Annotated in this window: 13 protein-coding genes; 8 read left to right on the top strand and 5 right to left on the bottom strand. The window is 69.7% G+C overall.

Translation table 11 applies throughout. From position 1 onward, the window contains the following. Positions 1-310: 310 nt before the first annotated feature. The 4 genes from ALI22I_RS10455 to ALI22I_RS10470 all read left to right on the top strand — a co-directional run bounded on the left by ALI22I_RS10455 (position 311) and on the right by ALI22I_RS10470 (position 6,094). Complete coding sequence (locus tag ALI22I_RS10455) at positions 311-2,428, top strand: transglycosylase domain-containing protein (protein WP_238598286.1); 2,118 nt, start codon at positions 311-313, stop codon at positions 2,426-2,428. 307 nt (positions 2,429-2,735) lie between these two features. Continuing rightward, complete coding sequence (locus tag ALI22I_RS10460; RefSeq protein ID WP_238598287.1) at positions 2,736-3,614, top strand: M23 family metallopeptidase; 879 nt, start codon at positions 2,736-2,738, stop codon at positions 3,612-3,614. Between the two features lie 897 nt (positions 3,615-4,511). After that, positions 4,512-5,462 (top strand): LLM class F420-dependent oxidoreductase, encoded by a 951-nt coding sequence (locus ALI22I_RS10465; protein ID WP_077005258.1) that lies wholly within the window; start codon positions 4,512-4,514, stop codon positions 5,460-5,462. Positions 5,463-5,548: 86 nt separating this feature from the next. Beyond that, a complete protein-coding gene (locus ALI22I_RS10470; protein WP_238598290.1) occupies positions 5,549-6,094 on the top strand; it encodes a TetR/AcrR family transcriptional regulator in 546 nt (181 codons plus the stop codon). A gap of 44 nt (positions 6,095-6,138) precedes the next feature. Here the strand turns inward: ALI22I_RS10470 and ALI22I_RS10475 are convergent, their stop codons facing one another. The 5 genes from ALI22I_RS10475 to ALI22I_RS10495 form a co-directional block, all read right to left on the bottom strand. After that, complete coding sequence (locus ALI22I_RS10475) at positions 6,139-7,179, bottom strand: family 2 encapsulin nanocompartment cargo protein polyprenyl transferase (protein ID WP_077005259.1); 1,041 nt, start codon at positions 7,177-7,179, stop codon at positions 6,139-6,141. Between the two features lie 60 nt (positions 7,180-7,239). After that, a complete protein-coding gene (locus tag ALI22I_RS10480) occupies positions 7,240-8,103 on the bottom strand; it encodes a geranyl diphosphate 2-C-methyltransferase (protein ID WP_077005260.1) in 864 nt (287 codons plus the stop codon). 26 nt (positions 8,104-8,129) lie between these two features. After that, on the bottom strand, positions 8,130-9,344 hold the full coding sequence (locus ALI22I_RS10485; RefSeq protein WP_077005261.1) for a family 2 encapsulin nanocompartment cargo protein terpene cyclase: 1,215 nt from the start codon (positions 9,342-9,344) through the stop codon (positions 8,130-8,132). Positions 9,345-9,460: 116 nt separating this feature from the next. Then, a complete protein-coding gene (locus ALI22I_RS10490) occupies positions 9,461-10,882 on the bottom strand; it encodes a family 2B encapsulin nanocompartment shell protein (protein ID WP_077005262.1) in 1,422 nt (473 codons plus the stop codon). 212 nt (positions 10,883-11,094) lie between these two features. Beyond that, entirely contained in the window at positions 11,095-11,553 is a 459-nt protein-coding gene (locus ALI22I_RS10495; RefSeq protein ID WP_077005263.1) for a peroxiredoxin, read from the bottom strand. Between the two features lie 109 nt (positions 11,554-11,662). Here ALI22I_RS10495 and ALI22I_RS10500 point away from each other — a divergent pair, with 109 nt between their 5' ends. The 4 genes from ALI22I_RS10500 to glgX all read left to right on the top strand — a co-directional run bounded on the left by ALI22I_RS10500 (position 11,663) and on the right by glgX (position 17,206). Beyond that, a complete protein-coding gene (locus ALI22I_RS10500; RefSeq protein WP_077005264.1) occupies positions 11,663-12,613 on the top strand; it encodes a LacI family DNA-binding transcriptional regulator in 951 nt (316 codons plus the stop codon). A 104-nt stretch (positions 12,614-12,717) separates the two neighbouring features. Further along, positions 12,718-14,607, top strand: coding sequence for a 4-alpha-glucanotransferase (gene malQ, locus ALI22I_RS10505; RefSeq protein WP_077005265.1), 1,890 nt, complete (start codon positions 12,718-12,720; stop codon positions 14,605-14,607). Between the two features lie 88 nt (positions 14,608-14,695). Then, positions 14,696-15,034 (top strand): hypothetical protein, encoded by a 339-nt coding sequence (locus ALI22I_RS10510; protein ID WP_077005266.1) that lies wholly within the window; start codon positions 14,696-14,698, stop codon positions 15,032-15,034. A gap of 48 nt (positions 15,035-15,082) precedes the next feature. Next, positions 15,083-17,206, top strand: a complete 2,124-nt coding sequence (gene glgX / locus ALI22I_RS10515) for a glycogen debranching protein GlgX (RefSeq protein WP_077005267.1) — start codon at positions 15,083-15,085, stop codon at positions 17,204-17,206. Positions 17,207-17,277 lie beyond the last annotated feature (71 nt).

The following is a 17,277-nucleotide window of genomic DNA, read 5'->3' on the forward strand; positions in this document are numbered from 1 at the left end:
CGTGATCTTGCCGGCAGGCGAACACCTGTTCGATCATTGACGTGTCGCAGAACCGACCGAACCTTCGCGGCGAGGGGATGGCCACGCCTTCGGCCAGGGTGAGGCTGATCACTCTCGCGTGCCTGGCGGGCTCCCCCGTCCGGCCCAACGGGGTTTGACCACGGCTTCAGGTGGGCAGGAGTAACTTCGACGGCTGTCGTCGACAGATCGCGCCGGAAACTTCTGCTCGCCACCGAGCAACCCGCGGTGGTCGTCGTGCGACTTAAGCAATGGGGGATTTCCGCGCTGCTTGGAAGGGGTTGCTGGTTCAGTGTTCGCCGCGCGCGCGACAGGTCTGGTCAAGTTGGTGGGGTTGTGCCTGATGGCGGGGGTGCTCGTCGCGGCGGTGATGTTTCCCGCGGTGGGCGGCCTCGGGCTGGCCTCCAACCGGGCCGCGGACACCGTGGACCAGACTTCCGGTGAGTTGACCAAGGCCGAGCTGCCTCTCGTGACCACCGTGCTGGACATGAACGGCCAGCCGTTCGCCTACCTCTACGACCAGTACCGCATCCCGGTGCCGTCCGAGGGCATCAACGACACCATGAAGGCCGCGATCATCGCGATCGAGGACAAGCGGTTCTTCGAGCACAAGGGCGTCGACTGGCAGGGCATCGCCCGTGCCGCCGCCAAGGCCGGTGTGGACGGCGAGACGTCGCAGGGCGCCTCGACGCTGACCCAGCAGTACGTGAAGAACTACCTCGCGTTCGTCGTCGGCAAGGGCTCCGACGAGGCGTACGAGAAGGCGACCGAGGCCACGATCGGCCGCAAGATCAGCGAGGCGCGCATCGCCACGCAGCTCGAACAGAAGATGACCAAGGACGAGATCCTCACGGCGTACCTCAACGTCGTCCCGTTCGGCAACGGCGCGTTCGGCGTCGGCGCGGCGGCCCGCACCTACTTCGACACCACCCCGGACAAGCTGACCGTGCCGCAGGCCGCGATGCTCGCCGGCCTGGTCAACGAGCCGAGCCGGCTCAACCCGGGCTCCGACGTGGACGCCGCGATCAAGCGCCGCAACACCGTGATCGACCGGATGCGCGAGAACGGCGCGTTCGGCCCGGACGCGAAGATCGCCGAGGCGGAGGCCAACGAGTACAAGGCCGCCGACATCGGCGTCGTGCCCGACCTCAAGCTGCTGCCGCACGGCTGCGTCGGCGCCGGTGACGGCCCGATCTACGGCTTCTTCTGCCGTTACATGCTCGACTACCTGGAGAAGTCCGGCCTCCCGATCGACGAGCTGCTGCGCGGCGGCTACACGATCACCACCACCATGGACCCGGTCGCCACCCGGGCCGCGAAGACCGCCGCCGAGGAGCAGGTGCCCAAGACCCAGCCGGGTGTCGCCAACGCGATGGCCGTGGTGCAGCCGGGTCCGGACAAGCACCGGGTGCGGGCGCTGGCCGCCAACCGCGACTTCGGCAACAACGCCGACGCCGGGCAGAGCGCCTACTCGATCCCGGCCGAGGTGACCAAGTTCGGCGCGGGCTCCATCTACAAGGTGTTCACCGCCGCGTCGGCGCTGGAGCGCGGCGTCACGGGTATCGACAAGCAGATCGACGTGCCGAAGGAGTACGCGTCGAGGGTCTACAAGGACGGCAACAAGCCGTACACCGTGAAGAACGCGGGCATCTACCCGGACAAGATGACGTTGACCGAAGCGTTGGCGAAGTCGCCCAACACCGGGTTCGTCATCCTGGAGGAGAAGGCCGGCCTGAACAACGTGGTCGACATGGCCTACCGGCTGGGGCTGCGCGAGTCGATGCAGGGCGTCGACCGGGAGGGCAACCCGCTCAAGGCCGACGGCTCCAACGGCCCGTCCCAGGGTGACGTGTACAAACGGGACAACAGCGGCTCGTTCACCCTCGGCGCGGGCCCGACCAGCGTGTTGGAGCTGGCGAACGTCTCCGCCACGATCATGAGCGGCGGCAAGTGGTGCCCGCCGACGCCGGTGGAGAAGGTCGTGGACCGCAACGGGCAGCCCGTGCAGCTGAAGGAAGCGCCGTGCGACCAGGCCGTCGCGCCCGAGGTGGCGAACGCGTTGGCCGTCGGAATGGGCGCGGACACCACGATCGGCACGGCCGCGCAGGCGGCGAGGAACGCGGGCTGGACCCGGCCGATGATCGGCAAGACCGGCACCACCGAGAACCACTGGTCGGTGGCGTTCATGGGGGCCACCCCGCAGTTCGGCGGCGCGGTCATGACGTTCACCGACGGCGTATCGCCCCAGGTGATCTGCAACAGCACCCCGCCGAGGCTGTGCGGCACGAACGACGCGAACGGTGTTTTCGGTGGTCAGGTGGCCGCGCCGACGTGGTTCAAGGCCATGCAGGTGATCCACGGGGCCCTGCCTCCGGCGGGGCTGCCGGCGGTGGACCCGCGCTACCGGTAATCGCCCCCGTTACTCGTTACGTCACGCCTTACGTCACCTCTGACCAGGGGATTTATAACGACCTAATCTGGAACGCATGAGTATCTGAACACACTGAGTGACGATCAGTGGTTTATCTCACCAAAAGGCGCAGCAACCCCGCTGAGGGTTGCCCTTCCTCGTCACATCGGGTTACGGTCCCGGCCGCATGTCACGGTTCGGTCACCAAAGGGACACGACGCCGCTTTCTTGGGAGCGGTGCCACCTGGATCCCCCGCCAGGCGTTCCCGCGGCCGGGCCGTGCTCCCCGATGCAGGAAGGCAGCACCTTGGCACGGCACACGAAGGCCAGTGGTCGACGCGCGTTCACAGCGCCCCCCAATCCCAACGGCACCCGCCGCTCCCACCGCGCGGAGTGCGACCGAAAGCCCGTCAGCGGCCGCGTCGCGGCCGTCGTCGTCGCGGCAGGTGCCCTGGCCACCGGCGTAGGCGCCACCGGCGGCCTCGGCAGCGGCGAAACCCAGTTCCTCCCGCTAGGCGCCAGCGCCGACCTGACCGCGGCACTGGCCCACTCCGCCGCCCCCCGGCAGGCCGAGATCCAGACCGTCCACGCCGTTGATCCCGGCCTCGAAGCCGCGAAGCTCATGCGCTCCGAAGGCCTACTGGCCAAGCAACACGTCGACGAGGCCATCAAGTACGCCTCCGACGACTACACCGCGCGTCAGGCCGAGCTGAAGCGGCAGAAGGACGCCGAGGATGCCGAGAAGGCCCGCGTCGCCGAGGAACAGGCCCGCATCGCCGCCGAGGAAGCCGCGAAGCGCCCGAAGGTCGTCAAGCCCGCCGAAGGCACGTTCACATCCGGCTTCGGTGGCCGATGGGGCACGACGCACTACGGCGTCGACATCGCGAACCCCATCGGCACCCCGATCCTTTCGGTGATGGACGGCGTCGTCGTAGAGGCAGGCCCAGCGTCCGGTTTCGGCCTGTGGGTGCGCGTCCGGCACAACGACGGCACGATCACCATCTACGGCCACGTCAACGAGACCCTCGTCTCCGCGGGCCAGCAGGTCCATGCCGGCCAGCAAATCGCCACCATGGGCAACCGAGGCCAGTCCACTGGCCCCCACCTGCACTTCGAGGTGTGGATCAACGGCTCCCAGAAGATCAACCCGGTAGGCTGGCTGGGCGAGCGAGGCATCTCCCTCTAACCCTCAAGCCCCTCACCTCCACCCCCGCCACACGCTCCTCAAGGTCACCCAGACGAGCGAACAAAGCGTCAACCGGCAACTTTCAGCACACCATTGACGTTGCCGGGTTAAGAAGGAGGCGGCACACCCCGGAAGGGCACCCAAGACACCACGGACCCACGGGCCAAGCAAGCAGCCCACGGACCCACAAAAGGCGCAGGCGCGCACACGAGATGCACAAGGCCCAGCGAAAGACACGCAGGCCCAAGCACCCGCACCGCGCCCACAACAGCGCCCCAACCCCAGCCACGACCAGGCGCGCACGACACCCACAGCGGTGCAAGCGCCCAGCCACACCCACCGCCCAGCCACACCCACCAGAGCCCGCACCCAGCAGAGCCCGCACCCAGCAGAGGCCAGCGGCACCCCAGCGCCACCCCCGCGCTTGCGGCCCGCGACCCAGTGGTGCGGCCCGCACAGCGAGAAGGCGGCGAAGGCGGCCCCTCAGCGCGAGGGCGGGCGGGAGTGGGAGCGGCAGAGGCGCAAAGCGGTGCAGCCTCATCGGTAGGCCATGCCAGAGCCGCGCAGGCCCGCGAGTAGGCGTGCGAACGCGGACGTTCGGATGCAGGCGGGACGCGGACGGACGGCGCGGACGGACGGCGCGGACGGACGGCGCGGACGGACGGCGCGGACGGACGGCGCGGACGGACGGCGCGGACGGACGGCGCGGGTAGCGGCGTGTGCGAGTGGTGCGTGACTTGGTGCGGCGGCCGGTGGTGCGGTGGCTGGCGGGTGGGTGTTGGGTTTGTTTGTGAGGGTGTGGGTTGGGTGCATGGGGGCGGGCGAGGTGGTTGAGGGGCATACCGACTGGTCGGTACCTGGGGTACGGTGGCGGTTGGACATCCTCGGGAGGCGATTGTGGGTCGTTGGGGAATCACGCTGCCGTTGACTGGCGTGCCGGTGCTTGATCATCGGGCGTTGGTCGCCGAGTTGGCTGATCTTGGCTACACCGATGTGTGGTCTGCCGAGACGGCGGGTACGGATGCGTTTACGCCGTTGGCTCTCGCTGCCCAGTGGTCCGAGCGGGTTCGGTTGGGGACGGCTATTGCGCCCGTCTACACGCGTGGGCCGGCTACGCTTGCGATGACGGCGGCTACGTTGGCCGAGGTGTCCGGTGGGCGGTTCGTGTTGGGGATCGGGTCGTCGTCCCCGGCGATCGTGCAGCGGTGGAACGGGGTGCCGTTCAGCGAGCCCTTCAAGCGGACGCGGGATACGTTGCGGTTTTTGAAGGCCGCGCTTGCCGGTGAGAAGGTGTCCGAGGAGTACGAGACGTTCTCCGTGCGTGGGTTCCGCTTGGAGCGGGTGCCGGAGCACCGGGTGCCGATCATGCTCGCGGCCCTGCGTCCTGGGATGTTGCGGTTGGCCGCCCGGGAAGCCGACGGTGCGATCACCAACTGGCTCGGTGCCGACGACGTGCCCAAGGTGCGCGCTGAGATGGGTGGGGGTGAACTCGCTGCGCGGATCTTTGTCTGCCCGACCGAGGACGCCGCTGCCGCGCGTGCGTTGGGGCGGATGTTGATCAGCACCTACCTCACCGTCCCCGCTTACGCCGCGTTCCACGACTGGTTGGGGCGTGGTGAGGCGTTGCGTCCGATGCACGAGGCGTGGGCCGCCGGTGATCGGCGTGGCGCCGGGGCGCTCATCCCGGACGAGGTCGTGGACGCGTTGATCGTGCACGGCAGCGTGGACGAGTGCCGGGCCCGGGTGGCGAAGTACGCGTCCAACGGTGTCGACACGCCCGTCATCGCCCTGCTGCCCACCGGGGCGGACCAGCTCGACCTGGTGCGCGCACTGGCGCCAGGAGCCTGACGTTGGCGCGGCGGACAAAGGCAAGGGCCGGGGCCGCGGCTGGGGCTGGGGCCGGGGCAAGGGCCGGCGCCACGCCGGAGCGGATCGTGGGCGCGGCCGTGCGGTTGTTCGCCGCCAAGGGGTTCGACGCGACGACGGTGCAGGAGGTGGTGGATGCCGCCTCGGTCACCAAAGGCGCGCTCTACCACTACTTCGGGTCCAAGGACGACCTGCTGTTCGAGATCTACCGGTCACTGATCGGACGGCAGATGGCCGATCTCGACCGGATCGTGGCGGCCCGGCTGGATGCGGCCACCACGGTGCGGCGCATCCTGGTCAGCCTGGTCGAGACGACTGCCGAGAGCGTGGACGAGACCGCCGTCTTCGTGCGCGAGATGCACCGGCTGAACGCCGACCGGATGACCAGCTTCCGGGCCGAACGCCGGCGCTACCACGAGACGTTCCGCTCGGTGGTCGAGCAGGCGCAGGAGGCGGGGGAGTTCAGCTCCGCGGTGCCGGCCGACACCGCGGTGTTGATCGCGCTGGGCGTGGTCAACCAGCTGCCCACCTGGTACCGGCCGGACGGGCCCAAGTCGCCCACCCAGCTCGGTGCGGAGATCGCCGACTTCATCCTGGCCGGACTCCGCCCCTGAACCCTCGGCGCCTGAACGACTCCGCCCCTGAACACCGAATCCGCTCAATGATCGCGGTGGGTGGCCAGTTCGGCCAGGGCGAACAGTTCGTCGGCGGCCCTGGCGACGAGGCCGGCCGCGCGCAGGTGGTAGCGGGCACGGGCGAGCAGGGTGTCCACCTGGCCCTGGCTCCACGCCCGCCCGCCCGCATCGGTGACCAGGTCCGCCACGTGCCGCAGTTCCGCGGCGGACAGGTCGTCGTCACGGTGGTAGAGCGCCGCGAGCTCACGTCCGGCCGGTGTGCCGGAGCGCATCGCGGCCAGCACCGGCAGCGACTTCTTGCGGTTGCGCAGGTCTGAGTGGATCGGTTTGCCGGTCACGGCCGGGTCGCCCCAGATCCCCAGCAGGTCGTCGACGTGCTGGAACGCCACCCCGACGTCCTCGCCGAACGCCCGCAGGTGCTTGACCTGCGCGGGCCGCCCACCTCCGAACGCCGCACCGAGCGCACAAGCGCACGCCATCAGCGCACCGGTCTTCGTCGTGCTCATCCGCACGCACTCGGCCACGTCGACGTCCGTGCGCTGCTCGAACGCCATGTCCGCGGCCTGCCCGTCCACCAACGCCAGCACGGCGGCGGTGAGCATCCGTGATCCGCGCGTGGCGGCCGGGTGCCCGCTGCCCGCGAGGACGTCGAACGCCAGGGCGAGCAACGCGTCACCGGCCTGGATCGCGTTGTTGACACCGAACACGGTCCAGGCGGTCGGCCGGTGCCGCCGGGTGGCGTCACGGTCCATCACGTCGTCGTGGACCAGCGAGTGGTTGTGCGCCAACTCGACCGCCGCCGCGGCGGTCACGGCCTGCGCCGCGTCACCGCCGACGGCTTCGGCGGCGAGCAGCGTGAAGGCCGGGCGGATGGCCTTGCCGCTGCCGCCGCGGGCTGTCCGCCCGGCCGCGTCCCACCAGCCGAAGTGGTAGCCGACCACGAGTCGCGTCGACGCCGGGAGGGTGTCGACCGCCTCGTGCAGCACGGGCGTGATGGCGACGCGGCTCCACGCCAGCACCTCACCCGCCGTCCGACGAGTGGTCGGCACGTCGATTCCGGTCATCGGTCCTCCCAACGCAGAACGCGGAACCCAGCACGAACGGACAGCCGCGGAACAGAGGGCTCAGAGCCGGCTGTCGACCCGGTCGGCGACGATGAGCAGGTAGTGGAAACTGCCCTCGCGGTAGGCGGTGAGGAACGACTCCTCGACACCGGTCGCCACCGAGGACTTGGCCCGCAGTTCCCAGTACGGGATGGTCTGCGCGGTCAGGTCGATCACGTTGATCGGCACGAGGTTGTTGGCCGCCAACGCCTTGAAGTACTCGCTGCGCGGGTGGACGCTGCACGTGTACCGCTCGTCGATCTGGCTGACCGCCTTGGACCGGCCGCCCGTCACGTCGTTGTAGCAGCCGGTGACGCACACGTACCGGCCGCCGTGCTCCAGCAGCCGGGAGAACTCGCCGAACACGTCGAACAGGTTGACGTACATGGTGGTCTCGTTGGTCCACACACCGCGGAACGACCCGGTCTCGAACCCGGTGTCCAGCATGTTCCGGAAGTGGAACCGCACCTTGTCCGCGACCCCCCACCGCTGCGCCTGCTCACTCGCGAACGCGACCTGCTTCTCGGAGATGGTCACGCCGTCCACTCGGCACCCGAACCGGCGGTTGGCCATGAAGCTCGTGCCGCCCCGGCCGGATCCGCCGTCCAGCAACCGGTCGTCCGGGGTGACCCCGCCGAGCTGGTCGAGCAGCACGTCCGCCTGCGCGGTCTCCAGCCGGTGCAGTTCGGCGATGACCCGCGCGTCACGCGTCTCCTCCGGGCCCTCCAGCACCGAGCGGTCGTACTCGCCGATGCCGTAGTGGTGGTGGTAGAGGCCGTCGACCTCCCCGAGCCGGATGTTGACCGGGTCCTGCTCCAGGTTCCAGTACGTCGCAACGGACTTTTGGTAGTCGGTGCGCAGGACACGCGGGACAACAGTGGTCATGGTGTGTTGCTCCTTGGGGGTCGTTCTCAGCGGGCGGCTTGGTCTCCGTGGTAGCGGGCGGTGGTGCTGTGCCATTCGCGGTTGCCGCCCAGCCAGGCCCACAGGTCGACGAGGAAGCGCCGCAGTTGCGGTGAGCCCACGTGGCTGAGGACGGCGGCTTCGGCGACGAACGCGTGCATCAGCTCGTTGTGGATCCGCACGGTGCGGTCGAGCGCTTCGCGCGGTGAGCAGTTCTCCTCGGCGGCGATGACCTTGGGCAGGTCGAAGTCGTCGTCGGATTCCTTGGCCTTGGAGTAGACGTCGTTGAGGATCACACTCGCGGTGCCGGCCAGGGAGAAGACGCGGCGCACGCGTGGGTCGGCGAACTCGTGGGCGGACAGCTCGTAGCCGGCGATCGGGTCGACCAGGGTCATCGGCGGCAGGAAGCTGTTCTGGTGGCGGTGCGTCAGGTACTCCCAGACGGCCGGCACGCGTCCGGTGCGGCGCCAGTTGCCTTCGTGGTTGTAGGCCATGAACATGATCGACAGCTGGTGGCGCAGCCGGAGGCACTGGGCCGGTGTCGCGTACTGGGCGAGGTGTTCGAACGCCGAGCGGTACGCGACCGCGACGGGTTCGGCGTCGAGCGCCTTCTCCAGGTCGGGCACGTAGCCGGTCGGCAGGTCGACCGGGTCCATCGCGGCGTGGGTGATGCCCAGCCTGCGCCCCAGCTGTTCGGGGTCGGCGCCCATGGACTCCTCGTCGACGAAGTGGTCGTCGGTGGCCCATTCGGCGAGGACGCACTTGGCCGCCGCGAGCAGCCGGTCGGGGTTGTCGGTGCCGGGGTGGGTGAGCATCATGAGCCGCCCGAAGTCGGCCTTGTGCAGTTTGTCGACCTGGTCGGGGTAGATCCCGACCTGCTGGGCCCACGTGATCAGGTCGTCGTTGACCTGCTTGCCGAGCGCCGGGTCGTCGCGCACCGCGCCGGGGCAGAACAGTCCCTCTTCCGGGCTGTCCTCGACGGGTTCGGCGGGCACGTCGGCCGGTCGGTGCCCGAGCAGCGACGGCAGCCTGGCGCCGGCCGTGCCGAGGCCGGTGGGGCCGCCGAGGATCCGGCGCGCGGCCGGGTCCGGTTGCGGCGGTGTCGGGAAGGACTCGGCCAGGTCGCCTTTCGGGGCTCTGGCCATGTCGGCGAGGAGCGAGGCCGCGACGTCGGCCAGGCCGTCGGTGGCCGCCGGTGCGAACACACGCGACAGGACGGACACGTTAGTTCTCCTTGGGTGCTCGGCGTCGATCTCGACGCGGTCGATCGACGCCGGTGGTCGTGATCGCCACTCGGCGTGCTGCCCGGTCGGAATTCCGCGACGGTGCGCGGGCGGGCTCAGTCTTCCCGGCCGATTTCGACCCGTTCCAGGATGGCCAGCGCGTCGGGCACCAGGACGGCCGCCGAGTAGTACGCGCTGACGAGATAGGACATGATCGCCTTCTCGTCGATGCCCATGAATCGCACGGACAGCCCCGGCCGGTATTCGTCGGGCAGTCCGGTCTGGTGCAGCCCGATCACGCCCTGGTTCTCCAACCCGGTGCGCATGAGCATGATCGAGCTGGTGTTGGTGTCGCTGATCGGGATCTTGCCGCATGGCAGGATGGGCACGCCCCGCCAGGCGGGCACCTGGTGGCCGTTGAGCTGGATCGGATCCGGCGTGATGCCCCGGCGGTTCCACTCGCGGCCGATGGCCGCGATCGCGCGCGGGTGCGCCAGGAAGCAGGTCGGCTCTTTCCACACCAGGGCGAGCAGCTGGTCCAGGTCGTCGGGCGTCGGCGGGCCGGTGCGGGTGTGGATGCGCTGCTTCAGGTCGGCGTTGTGCAGCAGCCCGACCTGCGGGTTGTTGACCAGTTCGCGTTCCTGGCGTTCGCGCAGCGCCTCGATGGTCAGCCGGAGCTGCTGCTCGACCTGGTCCATCGGCTCGTTGTAGAGGTCCGCGACCCTCGTGTGCACGCGCAGCACGGTCTGGGCGACGCTGAGCTCGTACTGGCGGGGTGAGAGCTCGTAGTCCACGTACGTGGCGGGCAGGTCGGGCTCGCCGTCGTGGCCCGACGCCAGGTCGATCTCGGCCTCGCCGTAGGCGTTGCGCGCCGGCAGCCGGCCCGCGTGGAAGCGTGCGAGCTGGGCGCGCAGCGCCTCGGACTGCTCCACCACCGCGTCGAAGGCGGGCTGCGGCAACACCAGCACCGTGCACCGGGTGGCCGCCTTGGCGGTGAACTCCCAGGTGCTGGTCGGGTCGGCCAGCGTCTCGTCGCCGAAGTGGTCGCCGTCGGCCAGCACGCCGAGCACGGTCCGGTCGCCGTACTCGCCGGTGCCGATCTTGTCCACCTTGCCGTGGGCGATCAGGAACACCTGGTCCGACGGCCGGCCGAACTCGACGATGACCTCGCCCGCCTCGTACTCCCGCTGCTCGAACCGGTCGGCCAGGGCGCTGAGCACGTCGATGTCGTCGAACCCGCGCAGCAGCGGCAGTTCGCACAGCTCGGGCGGGACGACGTCGATCTCGGACCCGGTGTTGGTGAAGGTGATCCGGCCGTCGCCCACCTCGTAGCTCAGCCTGCGGTTGACCCGGTACACGCCGCCCTTGGTCTCGACCCACGGCAGCACGCGCAACAGCCACCGCGAGGAGATGCCCTGCATCTGAGGCTCGGACTTGGTGGTCGTGGCCAGATTGCGCGCGGCGCCCGTCGCGAGACTCGTGCGCGCCTGGCCGCCCTCCGTTCCGGAATACGACTCCACCGAATCAGTCAGGGTCACCTATGACACCGCCCGTCATGTGTGGAACAATGTGTTCCAGGGGAGTGGGATGGTTTTGTGGGAAATGGCGGCGGCGCATTTCAGTTGCCGGTTTGGAAGCCAGATCCGACGTTAGCACCCACAATTCGACGGTGTATAGTCACTCGAATGTGTGCACAACGCAGGGAAACGGAAATCCCGTTCGGGTGAACACATTCAGGTGGTGTCGGGGCTTATGGGTCAACCCGCTGCCGCAGCACGGTCAGCGCTTTGTCGGCGTGGGTGTTCATGGCGAACTCCGACTTGACCACCTCGATCACGGTCCGGTCGGTGTCGATCACGAACGTGTGCCGCTTCACCGGCAGCGGCCCGAACCGGCGCTTCACGCCGAACTGCGCGGCCACCTCGCCGTCAGCGTCGGACAGCAGTGGGTAGTCGAAGTCGTTCGTCGTCGCGAACTGGTTCTGCCGCTCCACCGAGTCCGGGCTGATCCCCACCCGCTGCGCGCCGACCTCGGCGAACTCCGCCGCCAAGTCCCGGAAGTGGCAGCTCTCCGCGGTGCACCCGGCGGTCATCGCGGCCGGGTAGAAGAACAGCACCACGGGCCCGTTGGTGAGCAGGTCGGACAGGGTGCGCGGCTTGCCGTCCTGGTCGGGCAGGGTGAAGTCGGGTGCCTTGTCGCCGGGCTTCATGGGGGTCCTTCCGCAGGGTGTCGATCACATGTCGCAGGGTGTGGGCGAAGGGCCAACCGTACGGTTCTCGATAGGCTCGTACCAGGCCGGGAGGTGTGACTTGACGAGCATGTCCGACGTCGCGCGGGCCGCCGGGGTGTCCGCCGCGACGGTGTCGCGGGCGCTGCGCGGCGAGCCTGGTGTGTCCGAGGCGACCCGCCGGTACGTCACCGAGGTGGCCAAGCGGATGCGGTACGCGATCGCGCGGGACGCGTCCAGCCTCGCGGGCGGCCGGCGGTACGCCATCGCCGTGCTGACCGCGGACGTGGGGCGGGGTGATCTGCTGGCGGGCGCGGAGGGCGCGTTGCGGCAGGCCGGGTACGACGTCCTGCTCTACGTGCTGCGGGACGACGACGCGCGCAAGCGTTTCTTCGAGGAGCTGCCGCTGGGCCGGCGCGTGGACGGTGTGCTGGCGCTGGCGGTCAACCTCACCGAGACCGAGGACGCCGCGCTGCGGGGCCTGGACGTGCCGGTGGTCGCGGTGTGGGACGACGACCTGCGCGAGGCGTTGCGGCTGGCCGCCGGGCACCTCATGGAGCTGGGGCACCGGGACGTCGCGCTGGTGCTGGCCGGGGACATCGACGAGTCCTACGACGAGCTGCTGGTCGCCGAGGGCCTGTCGGTCCGTCCGGAGTGGACGCTGTGGTCGTCCTCGACGGTGGCGGGCGGCGAGCAGGTGGTGGACGCGCTGCTGGACGGCGAACGCCTGCCCACCGCCATCGTCAGCACCAGCGGCGAGGTGGCGCTGGGCGTGTTCCTGCGGCTGCGCCGGGACGGGCGGGACGTGCCCGGTGACGTGTCGATCGTCAGCCTGGAGGGCCCGGACCTGGCCCGCGCGGTGGGCATCACCGCGGTCGAGGGCGCGTGGCGGGAACGCGGCGAGCACGCCGTGGAGGTGTTGCTGGCCGGGCTGCGCGGCGAGCAGGACGAGACCGAGCCGCCGTCGGTGCAGCTCGTGGTCCGTGACTCGACGGGGCCGAGACCGGAACGGGCACCGGATCGGTTACCACCCGGCATCTGATCACTCGGCTGGTGCATTGACCACGGAGAACTTCCTGCAACCTTCGGGTGACCAAACGTCACCGGTCTGGATTCGAACCGACGCGGAAGGCAAGGCTGTCCAGCGTGGACGACGAGCTCGCGGCACTGGCCGAGGCCCACGGCGTGGCCACCTACTACGAGGACGCCGGACAACGCCGAGCGGATGTCGATGCCGATGTGGTGGTGGCGGTGCTCGCGCAGTTGGACGTGGACGCCTCGACACCGGAGGCGGTGCGCCGCGCCCTCGCCGCGCCCAAAGCACCACCCCGGACGCTCGTCCTGCGCGAGGGCGAGGTCCTCGACGAGGCCGGCACGGTGGAGTTGGAGGACGGCGGCCGGGTCGAACTGCCCGCCGCGCTCCCGCTCGGCTACCACCGGCTCGGTGAACGCACCGTCATCGTCGCCCCGAGCAAGCTGGCGCCCGTCCCCCGGTCGTGGGGTTGGATGCTCCAGCTCTACGCGATGCGCTCGGCCGAGTCGTGGGGCATGGGCGACTACGGCGACCTGGCCACCCTGGCCCGCCGCAGTGCCGCCGAACTGCACGCGGGCGTGCTGCTGGTCAACCCGGTGCAGGCGATCAGCCCCACCTCGCCGGTCGAGCGCTCCCCGTACTCGCCGTCGAGCCGCCGCTTCGCCAACCCGCTCTACCTGCGGATCGCCGACATCCCGGCCTACGCGAACGCCGACCCGCGCACCCGCGCGGAGATCGACGCGCTGCGCCCGCCGAACGACACCGAACTGATCGACTACGACGCCGTGTGGTCGGCCAAGGCACGCGCGCTCGAACTGCTCTGGCAGCACGAGGAGCACCGCGCGCCCGAGGGCGAGCTGCTGGACTTCGCCCGGTTCTGCGCGCTGGCCGAGGTGCACGGCCCGGACTGGAGGGAGTGGCCCGCCGGACAACAGGACCCGGCCACCGCCACCGCCGATCCCGAACGGGTGGCGTTCCACGCGTGGCTCCAGGAGCTGTGCGAGCAGCAGTTGGCCGCCGCACGCCAAGCCGCGCACGACGCGGGCATGGCCGTGGGCGTGGTGCACGACCTGCCGGTGGGCGTGCACCCCGGCGGCGCGGACACGTGGGCGGTGCGCGACGCGTTCGCCGCGGACGTCACGGTCGGCGCGCCGCCGGACGCGTTCAGCAGGCTGGGCCAGGACTGGGGCCTGCCGCCGTGGCGGCCGGACCGGCTCGCCGAGCAGGGCTACGAGCCGTTCCGGGCCGTGGTGCGCAGCGTGCTGCGGCACGCCGACGGCATCCGCATCGACCACGTCGCGGGCCTGTGGCGGCTGTGGTGGATCCCGCCGGGCGAGCCGCCGAAGCGCGGCACCTACGTGCACTACGACCCGGACGCGATGCTGGCGGTGCTGACCCTGGAGGCGCACCGCGCCCGAGCGGTCGTGGTGGGGGAGGACCTGGGCACGATCGAGCCGAAGGTCACCCGGGCGTTGCACGAGCACGGCGTGCTCAGCTCCGCGGTGCTGTGGTTCCAGCGCGAGTACGACCTGCCCGGCCACCCGCTGATCCCGCCGGAGAAGTGGACCGCGTCGGCGATGGCCAGCATCTCCACCCACGACCTACCGACCGTAGCCGGATTCCTGCGCGCCGAACACGTTCGGGTGCGAGCCGAATTGGGGCAGTTCGCGGGGCCGGTGGAGGCGGAATACCAGTCGGCCGAGCGCGAGCGCGGAGAATTGGTCGAGCTGCTCAAGCAGGAGGGCGTTCGTGCCGATGACCTGGTTACCGCGTTCCACGCCCTCCTCGCGAAGGCCGGTTCCGTGCTCGTGCTGACATCGCCACAGGATGCGCTGGGTGAGATCCGCCAACCCAACCTCCCCGGCACCACCGACCAGTACCCGAACTGGCGGATCCCGCTGCCCGTCGCGCTCGCCGACCTGTTCGGCGACCCGAGGGTGCGGCGCGTCGCCGCCGTGCTGGCCGAGGGTCGTGTGCCGGGAGGCGAGGTGAGCGGACCGTGAAGCGAAACATCCACGTCACCGCACGCGGCCCAGCCGCGGAGTATCGTCAAACCGTCACCCGCGCCATGGTTGGAGGTGGCATTCACCCGTGAACACCGACTTGGTGTCCCGCACCGGGCTGATGCCCGACCAGATCATTCCCCAGAGCACTCCCGCCGACGTGTTGGAAGTGACCGTCGAGCGGGCCCTCGTGGCCGTCAGACCGTCGAACCTCGCCGATCCGCTGTCCACCGTGCGCCGTGCCGAGGAATCCCTCCGCGACGCGCTGCGGCGCACGGACGTCGGCTCGGACGACGCCCTCGTCCAGGCGGTGGCCTGCGTCGAGGCCGCCTGCGAACACCTGCGCTACTTCGAGCTACAGGAGGCGCGCCTGCTGCTGGTCGCCGCGCGCGGTCAGCTCGTCAGGTCGCACGCCGGCCATACATGATCTAGAACGGTAGGGGTCGGATCGTCCCAGTTCGTCGGAGGAATCCCAGTGCGGCCCTGGCCCGGAACGCCCTACCCGCTCGGCGCCACCTACGACGGCGTCGGCACCAACTTCACCCTGTTCTCCGAAGTCGCGGATTACGTCGAACTGTGCCTGTTCGACGACGACGGGATCGAGACCCGCGTGCGGCTGCCGGAGGTGGACGGTTTCGTCCACCACGGCTACCTGCTGGGCATCGGCCCCGGCCAGAAGTACGGCTACCGCGTGCACGGCCCGCACGACCCGGACCGCGGGCTGCGGTGCAACCCGAACAAGCTGCTGATCGACCCGTACGCGAAGGCGATCACCGGCGACGTCGACTGGCACGAGTCCCTGTTCGGCTACCGGTTCGGCGCCCCGGACATCCGCAACGACCAGAACTCGGCCGACCACGTGCCGCTGTCGGTGGTGGTGAACCCGTTCTTCGACTGGGCCAACGACCGCCCGCCGAAGACGCCCTACAACGAGTCGCTCGTGTACGAGGCCCACGTGCGCGGCCTGACCATGCTGCACCCCGAGGTGCCGCAGCGGTTGCGCGGCACGTACGCGGGCTTGGCGCACCCGGTGGTGATCGACCACCTCAAGGCCCTCGGCGTCACGGCGATCGAGCTCATGCCGGTGCACCACTTCATCTCCGATCACGGCCTGAAGCAGAAGGGCCTGTCCAACTATTGGGGCTATAACACGATCGGGTTCTTCGCGCCGCACGCCGGCTACGCGGCGCTACCGGAGTCGGCGAACCAGGTGCAGGAGTTCAAGGGCATGGTGCGGGCCCTGCACGAGGCGGACATCGAGGTCATCCTCGACGTGGTCTACAACCACACCGCCGAGGGCAACCACCTGGGCCCGACGCTGTCCATGCGCGGCATCGACAACCAGGCGTACTACCGGCTGGAGGACGACGAGCCGAAGTTCTACACCGACTACACCGGCACCGGGAACTCGCTGAACGTGCGCAGCCCGCACACCCTCCAGCTGATCATGGACTCGCTGCGGTACTGGGTGACCGAGATGCGGGTGGACGGGTTCCGGTTCGACCTGGCCGCCACCCTGGCCCGCGAGTTCTACGACGTGGACCGGCTGTCGACGTTCTTCGACCTGGTGCAGCAGGACCCGACGGTGAGCCAGGTCAAGCTGATCGCCGAACCGTGGGACGTCGGGCCGGGCGGCTACCAGGTGGGCAACTTCCCGCCGTTGTGGACCGAGTGGAACGGCAAGTACCGGGACACGGTGCGTGACTTCTGGCGCGGCCAGCCGGCCACGCTGGGTGAGTTCGCGTCCCGCATCACCGGCTCGTCGGACCTCTACCAGGACGACGGCCGCCGCCCGTACGCGTCGATCAACTTCGTCACCGCGCACGACGGTTTCACGCTCAACGACCTGGTGTCGTACAACCACAAGCACAACGCCGCCAACGGTGAGGACGGCCGGGACGGCGCGAACGACAACCGGTCGTGGAACTGCGGCGTCGAGGGCCCGACCGACGACCCGGAGGTCAACGAGCTGCGGGCCAGGCAGCGGCGCAACCTGCTGGCCACCATGCTGCTGTCGCAGGGCGTGCCGATGCTGCTGCACGGCGACGAGCTGGGCCGCACCCAGAAGGGCAACAACAACGCCTACTGCCAGGACAACGAGCTGTCCTGGGTGGACTGGACGCTGGCGGAGAAGAACCGCGACCTGGTGGAGTTCACCGCCGCGCTGGCCGCGTTCCGCAAGCAGCACCCGGTGTTGCGGCGGCGCCGGTTCTTCCAGGGCAAACCGATCCGCAAGGGCGACGAACTCCGCGATATCGCCTGGTTCACACCAACGGGTGAAGAAATGACGGAGCAGAACTGGGGTGACCAGTTCGGCCGCTGTGTCGTGGTGTTCCTCAACGGCGAAGGCATCCCGGACCTCGACCAGCGCGGTATGCGGGTGCTGGACGACTCGTTCCTGCTCGCGTTCAACGCCCACAACCGTGACATCCGGGTCACCCTGCCCGAGGAGGGCTACGGTCTGCAGTGGACGGTGGTGGTCGACACCGCGACCGGCGAGGTGACCGCTCCTGACCAGGGCGAACCGGTGCCGGCGGGCAGCAAGCTCACGTTGGTGGCGAGGTCGTTGGTCGTGCTGCAGCGGACGGGCCAGGAATGACGGGCGCCCGCGAATCGGCTGAGGGCGCCCGCGAAGACGCCCCCGAATCGGCCGGGGACGCCCGCGAATCG

The organism is Saccharothrix sp. ALI-22-I (assembly GCF_001984175.1).
Lineage (GTDB): Bacteria > Actinomycetota > Actinomycetes > Mycobacteriales > Pseudonocardiaceae > Actinosynnema.

Excerpts from the sequence above, each read along its gene's own strand:
- ALI22I_RS10475 (WP_077005259.1), bottom strand. The coding sequence starts at position 7,179 with ATGACCGGAATCGACGTGCCGACCACTCGTCGGACGGCGGGTGAGGTG.
- ALI22I_RS10480 (WP_077005260.1), bottom strand. The coding sequence starts at position 8,103 with ATGACCACTGTTGTCCCGCGTGTCCTGCGCACCGACTACCAAAAGTCC.
- ALI22I_RS10495 (WP_077005263.1), bottom strand. The coding sequence starts at position 11,553 with ATGAAGCCCGGCGACAAGGCACCCGACTTCACCCTGCCCGACCAGGAC.
- ALI22I_RS10500 (WP_077005264.1), top strand. The coding sequence starts at position 11,663 with ATGTCCGACGTCGCGCGGGCCGCCGGGGTGTCCGCCGCGACGGTGTCG.